The organism is Leptospira perolatii, assembly GCF_002811875.1.
Lineage (GTDB): Bacteria > Spirochaetota > Leptospiria > Leptospirales > Leptospiraceae > Leptospira_B > Leptospira_B perolatii.
The window spans coordinates 37,867-51,328 of sequence record NZ_NPDZ01000003.1 but is presented as its reverse complement, the minus strand read 5'-3'; the positions used below and the strand labels follow the sequence as shown (position 1 = coordinate 51,328).

18 protein-coding genes are annotated in these 13,462 nt (G+C 40.6%); 3 read left to right on the top strand and 15 right to left on the bottom strand.

Annotated elements, in window-relative coordinates; genetic code table 11:
* Positions 1–7: 7 nt before the first annotated feature.
* From CH373_RS06400 to CH373_RS06390, 3 genes are read right to left on the bottom strand one after another with little or no spacing between them, the layout of a single operon-like run.
* Positions 8–937, bottom strand: coding sequence for an alpha/beta fold hydrolase (locus CH373_RS06400; protein WP_100712896.1), 930 nt, complete (start codon positions 935–937; stop codon positions 8–10).
* Positions 938–945: 8 nt separating this feature from the next.
* Positions 946–1,365: an acyl-CoA thioesterase gene (locus tag CH373_RS06395; RefSeq protein ID WP_100712895.1), complete on the bottom strand. Its 420-nt coding sequence runs from the start codon at positions 1,363–1,365 to the stop codon at positions 946–948.
* An 8-nt stretch (positions 1,366–1,373) separates the two neighbouring features.
* On the bottom strand, positions 1,374–1,928 hold the full coding sequence (locus CH373_RS06390; protein ID WP_100712894.1) for a DUF1697 domain-containing protein: 555 nt from the start codon (positions 1,926–1,928) through the stop codon (positions 1,374–1,376).
* A gap of 97 nt (positions 1,929–2,025) precedes the next feature.
* On the opposite strand from CH373_RS06390, the gene CH373_RS06385 reads away from it, so the two are divergent.
* The gene (locus tag CH373_RS06385) at positions 2,026–2,394 is read left to right on the top strand and encodes a hypothetical protein (RefSeq protein ID WP_125169913.1); all 369 of its coding nucleotides are present in this window, start codon (positions 2,026–2,028) and stop codon (positions 2,392–2,394) included.
* Between the two features lie 207 nt (positions 2,395–2,601).
* Here CH373_RS06385 and CH373_RS06380 read toward each other — a convergent pair whose 3' ends face one another.
* The 5 genes from CH373_RS06380 to CH373_RS06360 all read right to left on the bottom strand — a co-directional run bounded on the left by CH373_RS06380 (position 2,602) and on the right by CH373_RS06360 (position 6,492).
* A complete protein-coding gene (locus CH373_RS06380) occupies positions 2,602–3,045 on the bottom strand; it encodes a hypothetical protein (RefSeq protein WP_100712892.1) in 444 nt (147 codons plus the stop codon).
* A 187-nt stretch (positions 3,046–3,232) separates the two neighbouring features.
* Entirely contained in the window at positions 3,233–4,267 is a 1,035-nt protein-coding gene (locus tag CH373_RS06375; protein ID WP_100712891.1) for a sensor domain-containing diguanylate cyclase, read from the bottom strand.
* Between the two features lie 49 nt (positions 4,268–4,316).
* Positions 4,317–5,015: a YwaF family protein gene (locus CH373_RS06370; RefSeq protein ID WP_100712890.1), complete on the bottom strand. Its 699-nt coding sequence runs from the start codon at positions 5,013–5,015 to the stop codon at positions 4,317–4,319.
* A 40-nt stretch (positions 5,016–5,055) separates the two neighbouring features.
* Complete coding sequence (locus tag CH373_RS06365; RefSeq protein ID WP_100712889.1) at positions 5,056–5,484, bottom strand: nuclear transport factor 2 family protein; 429 nt, start codon at positions 5,482–5,484, stop codon at positions 5,056–5,058.
* Positions 5,485–5,574: 90 nt separating this feature from the next.
* On the bottom strand, positions 5,575–6,492 hold the full coding sequence (locus tag CH373_RS06360) for an alpha/beta hydrolase family protein (protein ID WP_100712888.1): 918 nt from the start codon (positions 6,490–6,492) through the stop codon (positions 5,575–5,577).
* Between the two features lie 70 nt (positions 6,493–6,562).
* Between CH373_RS06360 and CH373_RS06355 the strand changes: the two genes are divergently transcribed.
* Complete coding sequence (locus tag CH373_RS06355) at positions 6,563–7,741, top strand: AraC family transcriptional regulator (protein WP_100712887.1); 1,179 nt, start codon at positions 6,563–6,565, stop codon at positions 7,739–7,741.
* Between the two features lie 13 nt (positions 7,742–7,754).
* On the opposite strand, the gene CH373_RS06350 is transcribed toward CH373_RS06355, so the two are convergent.
* The gene (locus tag CH373_RS06350; RefSeq protein ID WP_100712886.1) at positions 7,755–8,324 is read right to left on the bottom strand and encodes a dihydrofolate reductase family protein; all 570 of its coding nucleotides are present in this window, start codon (positions 8,322–8,324) and stop codon (positions 7,755–7,757) included.
* Positions 8,325–8,559: 235 nt separating this feature from the next.
* Between CH373_RS06350 and CH373_RS06345 the strand changes: the two genes are divergently transcribed.
* A complete protein-coding gene (locus CH373_RS06345; RefSeq protein ID WP_100712885.1) occupies positions 8,560–9,009 on the top strand; it encodes a DUF1761 domain-containing protein in 450 nt (149 codons plus the stop codon).
* Between the two features lie 81 nt (positions 9,010–9,090).
* Here the strand turns inward: CH373_RS06345 and CH373_RS06340 are convergent, their stop codons facing one another.
* From CH373_RS06340 to tmpT, 6 genes are all read right to left on the bottom strand, one after another.
* Entirely contained in the window at positions 9,091–9,495 is a 405-nt protein-coding gene (locus CH373_RS06340) for a DoxX family protein (protein WP_243393290.1), read from the bottom strand.
* A gap of 146 nt (positions 9,496–9,641) precedes the next feature.
* The gene (locus CH373_RS06335) at positions 9,642–10,025 is read right to left on the bottom strand and encodes a cysteine rich repeat-containing protein (protein WP_100712884.1); all 384 of its coding nucleotides are present in this window, start codon (positions 10,023–10,025) and stop codon (positions 9,642–9,644) included.
* 164 nt (positions 10,026–10,189) lie between these two features.
* The gene (locus CH373_RS06330) at positions 10,190–10,831 is read right to left on the bottom strand and encodes a HEAT repeat domain-containing protein (RefSeq protein ID WP_100712883.1); all 642 of its coding nucleotides are present in this window, start codon (positions 10,829–10,831) and stop codon (positions 10,190–10,192) included.
* A gap of 51 nt (positions 10,832–10,882) precedes the next feature.
* Positions 10,883–11,806, bottom strand: a complete 924-nt coding sequence (locus tag CH373_RS06325) for an alpha/beta fold hydrolase domain-containing protein (protein ID WP_125169911.1) — start codon at positions 11,804–11,806, stop codon at positions 10,883–10,885.
* Between the two features lie 30 nt (positions 11,807–11,836).
* Positions 11,837–12,748 carry an SDR family oxidoreductase gene (locus tag CH373_RS06320; RefSeq protein ID WP_100712881.1) on the bottom strand — a complete coding sequence of 304 codons (912 nt, stop codon included), beginning with the start codon at positions 12,746–12,748 and terminating at the stop codon, positions 11,837–11,839.
* Positions 12,749–12,815: 67 nt separating this feature from the next.
* The gene (gene tmpT / locus CH373_RS06315; RefSeq protein ID WP_100712880.1) at positions 12,816–13,454 is read right to left on the bottom strand and encodes a thiopurine S-methyltransferase; all 639 of its coding nucleotides are present in this window, start codon (positions 13,452–13,454) and stop codon (positions 12,816–12,818) included.
* Positions 13,455–13,462: the final 8 nt, after the last annotated feature.

The window sequence follows — 13,462 nt, the reverse complement described above, 5'->3', positions numbered from 1 at the left end:
TCGATTCCTACGTAGCCATTAAAAATGGTAAAGCTTTTTCTACAAATAAGTCTGTCGCATCGACGTGAGCAAAGTGAGAGCCTCGATCCAACCAATGAAATTCGACCTTGGGTAGAATCCGGTGCATTTTCTTACCGACAGCAGGAGGCACCATAGGATCCTTCTTTGCATAAACTAATAGAAGAGGGATCGGAAAATATCCGTTTAGAGAGAGCAAATCCTTTTCGAATTTCTGCATCTCTTTTACATTCAAAGTTTGCTTTAACATTAGATAAAATGCGTGAACTCCTTCCGGAGTTTTTAAGGGCAAAGAATATTCCCTGTGCTCTTCTTTCGATTTTAGAGATTCGTCATAATAATGCACGTTTGTATGCACCCATTTTTCCGGATTACGATTCACTAAAGTTCGAACCACAGTTTCAGAAAAAGGAAACATTCCCAATGCAAATCTCAATACTTGCATTCTACCCGTACTGATTCCGGGAGAATGTAGATTTACGAGTCTGGAAAAAATTCCAGGAAACTTTAGGACAGCTCTCATACAAAGATATCCGCCAAGAGAATTGCCGATAGCGCGACACCCGAAGATATTCAAATTCCTAACCATTTCGTGTAGGAATTCCGCCATCGAATCAGGGTCATAAGATGCCTCCGGCTTAGAGGACAATCCGGATCCGACTAAATCAGGAATATATAGAGTAAAATGCTGCCCCAAAGGCTCAATCATGTACCGCCATGAATATCCTGTGGTCATGAAACCGTGTACCAACAACAAAGGAGGTCCAGATCCGTATGTTTTTAAATGCAAATTTACATTGCCGAAGGGCTTAGAATGAAAGGAGATCATTTGGCTTTTTACATTAAAGTAAGGATGGCTAATTCTAGGTTTGTCAGGGACTTCGGTGAACGGTAGCTGTTTGAATGGTGCTTGTAGCATAAGCTCCCCTATTGTATTTCTGTGACTAAATTTTTGAGGCGGATATAAACTTCATCTGGCCAGTTCGTCAAAGTTTTCGTCCTGAGATCTGCGAATCCAAGCAGAAAGTTCACCGTACATCTTTTTTCCCCAAGGTATTGTGCGGTCAGCTGTAATTCTATATTGTTTCGTTTTAATCTTTTCAACACTGTTTCAAAAACTAGGCGATCTCCTAAAAAAGAAGGCTTATAAAATTTGGCCACGATTTTCATCGCAGGTACTCCGTAATTTTGTTTCACGACCATTTCGGAAAAACTGAAATCTATAACCTCATCGAACCAATCTTCCATCACTTCGGTAAACAGATTGAAGTATTGAGGAGTAAACACGACTCCACCAGGATCACAATGTTGGAACCGAACTAATTTTTCCGATTGGTAGGTATGCATTTTGAATTTCAGTCGGGGGATTCGTTCTTAGAGATTTCCAGGATCTTCTGAACAGTGTCCAAATTACGAGTAGTAGAAATCAAATCTAACTTCTTTTCCAGAAATTGGTTGGAAAAAACGGATTTACCGTACCCTTTTTTACATACAATATAGATTTCTTTTCCGGAAGGTCTAAATTCGTCTATTTCGTTGTTAAATGAAATGAGCTTTTCCACCAAACCCGCGTTTGGTTTTTGAGATAAGAAGGAAATGTACAGTTTGTTTTCCTTTGAATACTCGTTTTCCTGAAAGGGTATCCTTTTGACTGCAGATTCAAGCTCTTTCCTAGTTCTGAGAATTGTTTTCACCTGAAAACCGAGATTTTTCTCCAGGTGTTTTTCTATCTGCTCCCGAATCTTTTCGGAAGCAGACGATTCCGTTTGAAAGATAACGTTCCCGCTCTGAATATAAGTTCTAACGTTTTGAAAGGGAAGGGCTTCGAACAGACTTTTAAGATGGTCCATTTTAATGATCTTCTGGCCGCTGACATTGATGCCTCGTAACAAAGCGATGAATGTTGTCATTCTGCACTAATCCTTTGCCCGGTTTAGGCCTTTAAAAATATCCAATATACGAGTTTGTGAGTTGCACGCGATCAAATAATCTAATATGTTAATGGACATGGACAGAATTCAAAGATCGAATACGGATTTTAGAAGAGGTAGTCAAGTAGCCCACGCTCAACATGGCACTCATGGGAACGTCGGCAAAAAAGGAGAAGCTCCGAAGGCAAAGCCCTTCAAGGTTCATAAGCTAAAACAAAAAAGCGATCGTCCGGGCGCGTTCTGGCTCTGGTACCTGATCCTAAGTATAGCCTCCTTTCTACCACTTTTCGGATTTGTAGCTTCATTCTTGCTATATTCAATGGCAAAGAACCGATTCTTCAAAATCCTTCCCTTAATCTTTAGCATTGGCGCAAACGGCTATCTATTGTATCTGCGATTTTATGCAGAAGCGGAGTTCCACAATTTGCAAAATTTAGTAAAATAACCTACAACCTATAATCAGAATCCTGGCACTTGTTCAGTCTTAGAGCAAGGTTGTGGAGAATTATTTTTTGAGCGCTGATCTGTTTTCTTGGCCAGTTTTTCAAAGTGTCCTTTAAATTAGAGAGCCTAAAATACATTTTTCAAAAAGATCCGATCTGAAAATATATTAGATAAAATTAAATCTTTTTCGATTTCTAGCCAAGACGTATCACATTTGTAACTGGCTGCTTATGTTAAAGTAAATCGCGATCACCAAATAGGTGAGAAAATTCCCTGCGAACAAAGGAAACCATAGTCTTCTTCTTTTTAATCTGAACAAAAAGCCTACGGAATATACTTCGATCACTACGCTCGTTCCGAACATAAGCAAGAACGTAGCGATCCATCCTATCGTGTTAAAAGTGCCGCCAGTCCAAGGATCCGCAATATAATGAAAAAGTAATGGAATAAAGATCAATAGCTGCATTCCGAACACACCGGAGATCGCGTTTCCGACGGAGGAAATCATGAAAGATTTTACAACAGGCAGCCGAATAAAGTGTCTCAGAATCAAAGCTTCGATGACAACGGTGACAATAATTAAGGGCCAAAGTGTATAGTATCCATGCATTACATAAAGCGCAGGCCAGATTACATCAGCTAAAAACGTCATTCAAAATAGCCCTAACTAACTCGTGTTAGGTAGTGTTTGCTACCTATCATTTTCAGGAATCCGTTTTTATCATTCAAATAAAATTTCTATGCAAAGAAATCTAAGGTACTCACTGCTAGAAAGAACTGGATTCGGGGAAGAAACCTTGTCAATAGTGGCAGGAAATCTTTAAAATCGAATTAGATTCTCAAAATTCCCTGAATTCAATTCTGTTCCTTCCGTTCCTTTTAGAGTGGTACATCGCCTCATCTGCCGCCTGTAGGAACTCCTCGATCGCCTGGTTCTTAGAAATGTATTGCACTGCGCCTAAACTCGCCGTAACAGTAAGAGTAACTGCTGGAGTATGAATTACTGAGGATTCGAAACTCTTGTGGATCCTCTCTGCTATTTTAAGAGTGCTTTCGCTATTCGATCCAGGGAGCACTATAATGAATTCCTCTCCACCATATCTTCCTAATGCATCTTGGGATCGGACTGCCGATCGCAAGATTCCTGCAGAGTAACGAATGACCGAATCTCCGATCGGATGGCCATAAGTATCATTGATTGCTTTGAAATGATCCAGGTCTAACAAGATCAGACCCAAGGGTTGGCCCTGCTCTTTAGAGGCCTCTACTTCTCTTCGTAAAATATCCAAAATTGCATGCTTATTCCAAATTTGAGTAAGCTGATCTATCAAAGCCCTTCTTCGTGTATCATCTAATTCTTGGAACAAATCAAACTGAGCCTTGCTCAATCTAAAGAGTTGCAGCTCGTTTTCTACAATGGCCGCGAGGTCCCTGAGAGCTTGCTTTTCTCCGGAATCCAAATGTCTTGGTTTGTGATCGACTAGACAAAATGTACCGATGCGATATCCATCTGGGGAATGGATCGGATGTCCGGCGTAAAATCGTACATTGGGACTTCCGGTAACGAGTGGATTGTCGTCAAAACGTTCATCCTGCAGAGCATCTGGAACCACCAATGTTTCCTCGTTCATAATTGCGTGACCACAAAAAGAATCCTGTCTAGGTGTCTCGTTCAGTGCAAACCCGTGAACAGATTTAAACCAATCCCGGTCTGAATCGATCAAGCTAACAATTGCTATGGGTACATTAAATAATCTAGATGCGAGCCTAGTAATTCTGTCGAATCTTTCCTCCGCAGGACCGTATAGCTGTTGCAGCCCATTCAAGCTTTGGAGTCTTTTGATTTCGTCTTCTGGAATCGGCGCCTCTTTCATATTTTTTCAGACGACGGATTTCGTGGAACCGCACTAGAATTCTATTCCTCTATTCAATCTCTTCATTCTTATTTTTGAAATAGAACGGTACATATAAAATAAAAAAAAGAACAACTCCGAGGATTTGCAGATTGACTAAGTAATACGGCCATTCTCCTAAATAATCTAGTATCGACCCTGAACTCGGTTTTGCCATGATATAGGCATAGTTTCCGTCTAACAGCAAGTCGACTACAAAGGCAGTTATAAAAAACAACTCAGTGTATAGAATAGTCCTGAGTACGGACCATTTTCTAGGATACAGTTTCAAACCGAAGACTATGAATAGAGACCCTATCACTAAACCGGAATGTGCGATAAAGAATATGAAAAAATAGATATGAGGAAAAGTAACCTGCAGATCAGGAGTGATCACCCCATTCACAGATCCACTCATGACCCAAAAGTAGGAAAGTTCTGCGAATGTGCGGTTGTGAGTAAATAAGGCCAGAGCGGTTACGATCATGGACCAGTTACAAAGCTCCATGGGAAGATCGTACCGGATTTCCCAATAACCTGATTTTACTCTATATATTACGTAAACGATATAGTTTAAAATCAAGATTGCGCCGATCGCATATCCGATTTGATTGATCGGTTTTTGGCTGGAGTTGGAACGCCCCAAAAAAATGAGCAGAGCCAGTAGCGATATTGTGATTATCAATATTAAATGATGGAGACTGGACCATTGCAGAAACCTTTCTTCCATCAACTATTTTGACTCAGCCTATTCCTATTTTCGAATTTTACTAAGCGCTTTTGCTAGTGGCCAGCCTTTCTTCTTCTTGGATCCAGTTTCTCCATTTCTCCGCGTTCAAGAAGACCCAGTTTAGTTTGACTTTACCGTCTTCCAGCTCGATTCGATCCATTCCAGTCCCTTTAAACTCCAACCCCTTCTTTGGATTGGCAAAGGTAAAACGATAGCACGCAGAAAAACTTCCGGATTCAGAATGAGGATAAAGTTCCGTGAGAACCCAATCCTGATAAGGAAAACGCCGAAACAAAAGCATTAAATATCTTTTAAGTGCCGGCTTCCCAAAAATTCCCTCAGGAACATTCGGGTCTTTATATTCACAATCTTCTGAATAAAAAGAAGCCACGCTTGATGCGTCCGAGCGATTCCAAGCTTCCAAAAATCCTTCCAAGATAGTCTTGTACTCCTGCACTGTAGTATTCATATGATTTTCTCCGAACTCTTTCCCGCACTTTCTTTCTATGATCTTGCATCATTCTCAGGAAACGTTCCAGCACTTTTATAGAAAACAATTCTAATGCTTTGTTTCTAAAACCAATTGAGAATCATTGTTTCTTGGTTGTCTCAAAACTTCATTTTGAAGCCAAGCAACGACAAGCTCAGAAAACTTGCCGTTCTTCATCCAACCGAAATGACCAACCTCTTTCACTTCCAAATCCGATGGAGAAAGATACAAATAAGCAAGCGTACTTCCGATCATTCTGCCGTGGAATGCTTCCACCGGTTTTCTAGGTGCATAGGTTTGGTCATCCGTAAATGAAACGGAAAGAACCGGACAAGTCACTCTAGGAAAGGCCCATTCTAAATCGCTTCCTCCAGAGTCTCTGAAAATTCCCGTAAGTCCGATGCGAGACCAATCTTTCATCAGTTGTCTTGCGTTTCTACCCATTGCTCCCAACTTATCTCCTGGGAAATAACCGAGCATCGAAGAAATCAAAGAAGCAAATTTATAGTAGCAAAAATAGAGAATGGATCTAGGAAACCCATAGAGTTTATAGTAAGGAATCGCTGTCGTAACTAAGACCAAACGCTCGATACTCTCCGGATGAATCCCTGCGTAGACTGCACCCAATTGCCCTCCGAGACTGTGCCCCAATAGAATCACTTTTTCGACAGAATGCCTTTCTTGAAGGAACTCGACCACCGATTCGCAATCATCGTAAATAAGTTTACTGTACCCAAAGTCATTCTTCTTGGAAGGACCAGGCTTACTATCTCCTAGGCCACGAAGATCTTGTAGATATACTGGATACCCTGAATTTGCTAATAACAAAGCTGTCTTTACGTAGAATTTTCCCGGAACACCCATGGCAGGCAGTACAAGAATTGGCGCTCTATCGGCGTGCTTTGAAGCCAAAGGTAAAAAAGAATAAACAGCTAGCGAATACCCGTCGCTACTCTTCACAAAGAAGCTCGATTTTTCTACTTTCATTTTCACACCTCAGTGTTAGCGTAACATTTGATTTCAAACTTATCGACTCAGATCAGGATTTGGCACTCGAATGGACCAATTTTATACGTACTTCATTTTTGCCGGTGCGCTGGTCGCAGGTGTAGCATGCTTTGGACATTTGGTGAGCGTAGGACGAGGCCACGGACGTTATCTGTTATCCGGTACTCTTTTTTGTACCATGCTCTGGCAAGTCTATATGGGACTAGTTTCCGCTGGGCTTATGCAAGGAGCGCTCGGCCATCTCAGAATGACCCATTTGCCATTCGCGCTTTCAATCGGTCCCCTACTCTATTTATTCCTTAGAGAGGTAATCGATCCAGAATTCCACCTTAGTAAGGTTTCTGCGCTTCACTTTGCTCCGGTTCTACTTTGCGTAATCCTGTTAGTTCCAATTTTCTTTTCAGAGACAAATCTAAAAACGGAAATGGAAAGATATTCTTATAACGTGACTCAATCCGCTCTTGACTTTCCTTTATTATCTCAAAATGGAAATTCTATCGATTTTTATTTTGGAGTAGTCGCCTTTCTTGCTTTGAGTCCCAAACTATCCATTCTATTCTATTCAGGCTTATTAATTTTTCATTCTATTCGGTTGTGGTCGCGAAAAGATTCACTTTGGCAAGAAATTCGCGCAATTGCGATTCTTCTGTTTTTATTAACCTTTGCTTCAGCGGCAATCGCATTGGCGGATCATTTTTTGCCAGGAGATCATTTCTTAAAAATTGGTTCTGCTCTTGCTAGCATTTGCATTTTTACAATCTATGCACTCGATAGAAGATTCTTCGAACCAATGTTCCTACGTCATAGAATTCGAGGATACAGACACTCTAGAATTTCGAATTTAAATCGGAAGTCTTTAAAGGACTGCATATTATCCCTAATGGAGATAGAGAAAGTTTATCTGACAGAGGATTTTCCCATCCAATCTTTTGCGCAGGAGGTATCGATTTACGGATTTCCAATACAACCTGCGCAACTTTCCGAATTCATAAATAGCGAATTTGGGAAAAACTATAATCAATTTCTAAACCAGTTTAGAATAGAAGAAGCTTGCAAATGGCTTTTACAAGAACCAAATCAATCGATTCTTTCCATCGCGTTGGCGGCGGGGTTCAATTCCAAGTCGACTTTCAACAGAGTTTTTCGTCATGCGATGAAAATGACTCCGATTGAATATAGAACCAGGAATTTACCTTCGATCGAGAATTGGAAATCTGCTTCTGTTTGAATATTCCTAAAATCTATTTTTCAAGAGTATAATGCAGACAAACTACTCCAGAGCGAAAAGTCTGATTCTTCACCAGAGTCAGTTTCGTTCTTTCCTTTATATTCTGAAACAAAGGAATTCCAGCGCCTAACAAAATTGGATTTACGAAAATCCAATAATCGTCGATTAAGTTTTCATGCATAAGCGCGTGCATCGTAGTCGGACTTCCGAAAACCAAAATATCTTTTCCAGATAAGCTTTTTAGTTTTCTAATTTCGTCCGGGATATTTTTACTAATCACTTTCGTATTCTTTAAGCTAGCCTCTTGCAATGTTTTCGAGACCACTACTTTCGAAACCTGATTGTACCATTTAGAATGTTCCAAATCGTGCTTGGTTGCATTCGGTTGCTCTCCTGCACTCGGCCAATAACTCTCCATCATTTGATAAGTGACCCTTCCATATAATGCAGTATCTGCTTCATTCGTTCTTTGTCCTGCAAACTCGAACATTTCGTCGTCCACTTTGATCCAGTCCATTTCTCCGCTTGTTCCAGCGACAAAGCCATCCAAAGATGAATGCATGAATAACACTAATTTCCTCATATTTCCCCAATATTATGATTATCTCACGCATTCATTTTTCAAAAAATTCTTTAGTGGCAAGATTTTAAAATCGACTTTGGTGCATTTTTTCACACTTTGAGGAATGAAATATTAGAACTAAAGCTTAATTCATTACAGTCTCAATTCGAACAATTAGGTTCAAACAGGAAATCTTGGTGACGACATTTCGATTTGGTAATATATTTATGCCACTTGATTTGTTTGGAGTAAGGTCATGGAAAACATGAATTTAAACTATCTGGCGATCCTAACTGCTGTGGTTATCAATATTGTCATAGGCAATATTTGGTACGGCCCGCTCTTTGGGAAAGCCTGGGCGGCGGCAGTTGGAATAGATATGAGCAAAAAACCGCCGACAATGGAAATGGTAAAGTCTATGGGCTTAATGGTCATTGGTTCTTTTTTGATGGCCTGGGTCTTTGCTCACAATGCGTTTGTTTGGAATTTTTTATATGACAAAACCATGCTGCAAGTACATGGTCCGGCGATTCCTTGGTTAATGGGATTCTATGGCGGATTCTATACGTGGCTCGGCTTTATTGTTCCCTTGACATTAAACTCAGTTGCGTTTGAAGGAAAACCTTGGAAATTGTTCGGAATTAACGCAGGTTACTATTTTATCAGCTTACAAGTGATCGGAATGGTACTGGCTTATTGGAAGTAAACTACTTTAGGTGTACAGCGCTCTTATGCGCCATGGATGAACTATTCCTGGCGCATATAGGTTCCAAGTGGAACTGGTAGGTTAAAGTTTTTTCGCTGTCAATACTGTCACAAAATGTTTTCGATAGCTGTATCCTAGGAAACTATTTGCTAGAACTAGAAAGATAGCAATCGGCAATCCCTCGTGCGCCAAAAACAAATGAACAAAGAAAATATTTACGATTACTGGAGAAATGACTATCAGCGCTAACGGTACAAAATATCCCGTGAGCAATGCAATTCCGCAAGCAAGCTCAGTTAACTTTAACAATGTGAGCAGATACCCGGATGCCGCGATGCCATCCATAAATATCTTCATGTTACCGGTCTGTTCCGGTTGAGGCACTAATTTGAACAAAATTGCAATCGAGGCATATGTAAATAATAAACCCATCAACGATCGTACGGTGATCGTAGCAATTTTCATCGACTTGTTTTCGTAGCTCATAGTGAATCTCCTACTTGGTCATAGGCGATCTACTTTTAATCTTTTGAAACTATATTTTTATGATAGACTCGTTTTTTCCAAACGCTTCAACAGACCGAAGTCTGAAGTTTTATTCTAGACCAAAGCATTCCATTACTTGCTAACTTTCACTTCCCACTGATCACCGCCTTACATTCTGGAGAAAGCTCGGATTCTTTTTCTTTCAAGCACTGAAGAATTCTACCTTGCCCTGGTTGCATATTAGCGCAGTGTTTTTCTCTATCCTCGTAACAAGCTCCCATTTTGCCGTGCATATCACCTTTCATTCCCATCACATGGGCTTTGCATTGCTCGGACAATTTGGGCATATGATTGTTGAGACATTTCCACATTCTGCCCTGCCCGGGTTGGACGCCTGCACAATGAGTTTGTTTATCGTTCAAGCAAGGATGATTTTGCATATTTGGTCCCTGGCCTTGCTGAGCATTTAATGCATTGAGTAGAACGAATGAAACCCCAAAAATTAAAGTCCCAAGTTTCAAATTCTTCATAGAATCCTCCAAGTTTGTTTTTCCAAAAGGAGAAACAAGAATAGAAATTTGACTTTAATAATTTCTTAAATAGAAACAAGCTTTTTCAGAAAAAATCACTGTTTCTAAAAAACTGATTTAGATCAAGTTTTCGAAACAATCCGAAGCGAGCCACGGGAACTAAGTTAGGCGAATTCATTCTCTGCTTTCTTTAGAATCTTTTCGGCCTCTTTCCTTACGACGCCTTTCGAAGAATCCGCGTAAGGCGATACGAGTGCAAGTATTTCCTTTTTGTAGGATGGCTGCAAAATCATTATATGATAAAAGCCTTTGAATACTTGCTTCGCATGTTTGTCCTTCCACTCTTTTAAAGCTACTTTTAAGACCTTAAAAGATTCTTCGGATGCCGCTTTTCCAGTCTTTGAATAATTAGAAACAGTATCTATGGCATGGTCACGAACGATTGTACTTTTATCGGTTTGAATCAGTTTTTCTAAATTCGGTAAAATCGAAGAAATGATCTTAGGAATCTTTTCCGAAATAAACGCCAGAGCATGAACCGTTTCCCACCTTGCTTTTGTATCCTTACTAGAAAGCAAGGGGAGTAAGTTTTTGGCAAACGGAACTACTAAATCCGGATTTACTTCAGAAACCATTGCAAAAACTTCCGCGCAGTCCGCTTGCAGCTTCGTATCAGCATCATTAGATAGACCAAAAGAAATTTCATTTAGTAAATCATGTTTCTTTAAACATTTGTCTACAACACTACGATTGGATTTTTCGGTTCTATCCCCTTTCTGAGAAGAAAGCTGCTTTAGAATATCCATTGAGGCCTCTATGCTATCTACTTTGTAGTCGATTTTTGCTACTCAGGCTGATTAAAGCGTTTCTGTAAACCAGTTAGAGATAATCTCAGACTCTTCTTTAGGATGAGAGAGCATCCAGTAGACACTTCCATTGATTTCAACTAGTTTCTTTTTCGTTAGAGGCAGACGATTGTATAGATTCCGAATATAGGAAGGCGTGGGTCCTTTTAAATCCAGGAGAAACATTGTAGGAATTTTTAATGATGAGATTGGAGCAGGTGGTTCTGTTGAAACCATGGACATGATTGCCTCTAATGGATACCATTTGTCGAAATCAGGATCTTTCAGATAACCTTTCTCTACCAATGGTTTTTCCAAGATTCTATTTTCCGGATCGTCATCAATGATTGCCTTCCAATCCAGATAGGACGAAATGGGCAACTTGAAATTCGGAAACCAATTTACTAAAGTCTTTGCAATCGGAAGTAGTATTTTACGCTTTCTTGAAGAATTCTCCCACAACCCACCATCGTTTAAAAGTGCCTCTTGGTATTCTTTTTCAGTTAGGATAGCCGGAGAGTTTTGACAAATAATACTTTTTGCCGGTATATTCATTAAAGCTAAATAGAAAACGATATAACCACCCAAACCTTCTCCGAATATTCCAATTTTTTGATTATAGTCATGAGAAATATGAGTAAGCGCGTCGATGTGGCGCGGTATAAGGTCGTTAACCGAATAGCCTCCGTGCTTCGGCATGATGAAAACATTATATCCTTTTCGATATAAATAATATGCTAGTTCTGCAAATATGTAGGAGTGGCCGCCGGATCCTGGGCTAATTAGGATGCTCTTTGCATTCTTTCCTACTAGAAAGCAGGGCATTTCGAAAATCTCTGCAGCAGATCGAAAAACAGTATATTCCAGATTCCTTTCGATTTCTTCGCTATCAGTCATTAACACGTAGTGTTTTTTCCAAAACGTTCTATTCTTCATAAATGGATTCGATACTCCCAATATGCTTAGTTAACGGTAATTAGTTGCATCGATTGTACTGTTTGTATCTTGACTTTCCATCATATATTTCCAAGCGTCTGGCTGACTTCCGTCAATATCCGTAAAGCCGTATACTTTTGCGAGTTGCCCACTGGACAATGATTGACCGTTCCAACGAGACAAATTCGGGTCCGTGGCCAAGGCAACCACAGCGCGACCTACATACGCAGGAGTCTCGGAAACTGCAAAGCCGGGAACTTTTACGATTGCATCCTGCCAATTCTCTTCTGTAACCCCAAACGCTTCTAACATCGCTTCGGACCTGAGCCACCCTGGAGTCAGAGACAAAGCAGTAGCATTGTGAGGTTTCAATTCATGTCCAAGAGAAAATCCCATTCTTAGCACGGCTGCTTTCGTAAGATCGTAAAAGAAGGAGTTCCTATAATTCGTATTGTTGTATTCAGCGGTTCCGTCATTGATTTCTACTACAAGTCCACCTGGAGTCTGCAGGAGCAATGGTATCGCAAAATGACTAGTGATCGCGTGGGTATCGATCGCTAATCTTAAGGTATGTAATCCGAATTCTAAATCCGATTCCCAAACAGTTTTATTCCATTCGATCCGAGTCGCACCAAAGATATCGTTCACTAGAATGTGCAGACATCCTTGTTCTTTGCGAATGCGATTTACAAGAGATTGCACTTGATCCAGCACTAGATGGTCTACTTGGATCGCAATTCCTTTCCCACCGGCTTGGTCAACGAGGGATGCCGTTTCTTCTATCGTTTCCGGTCGATTCATTTCGGATTTGCTCGACTTGGTGGTTCGGCCGGTTACGTATACAGTGGCTCCTGCGGCGCCGAGTTGCACTGCGATGCCTCGACCTGCTCCTCTTGTAGCTCCTGCCACCAGAGCGACTTTGTTAGAGAGAGGTAATTTCATACTGAATCTCCTAGAGCGTACTACCTTTCAGAACCGGACAACTTGAGAGTCGTATGAATAAAAAGAATCATCTTCTCTGTATTAACCAAACGTTCTCTTTTGCCGGGCATTTTCCTTTCAACCCACCGATTACATCATTACTCGCTATCAAATTTAAATCATAATGATCTCTATAATGCTTAAATACTTCCTCGTTCGAAATCGAAAATGGAGGGCCATCCATTAAGTTTTGATCATATTCGTAGCAAATTAGTAACTGCGGAGAAATTTTTGTAATCTCGATTAAATGTTCAGTATATCGCTTGCGCATTTCTTCCGGCAACGCAACCAGAGCTGCTCTATCATAAACTGCATCGACCGACCCAAGCATCTGGCTAGACAAATGAAAAATATCCCCAACAAAAATATCCAGATTTTCCGCATGGTAGAGTTCCATTTGACCTAGCGTGGATCTCTTGGGCTTGATGCCGAGCTCGGAAAATAATTGCTCGATTGCTATTTTACTCAGTTCCGCTCCGGCGACACGATATCCTTTTGAAAGCAGCCAAGAAATATCTAGGGTTTTTCCGCATAGCGGTAAAAATACGCGACTGCCTTTTGCCAAAGAAAGCCTGTCGAAATGCTCCACCAGTTGCGGGTTCGCTTTACTTTCGTGAAAAGCGATTTCATTTTTTCCCCATTTCTGGTGCCAAAAACTTGCCTCCATAGGTTTAC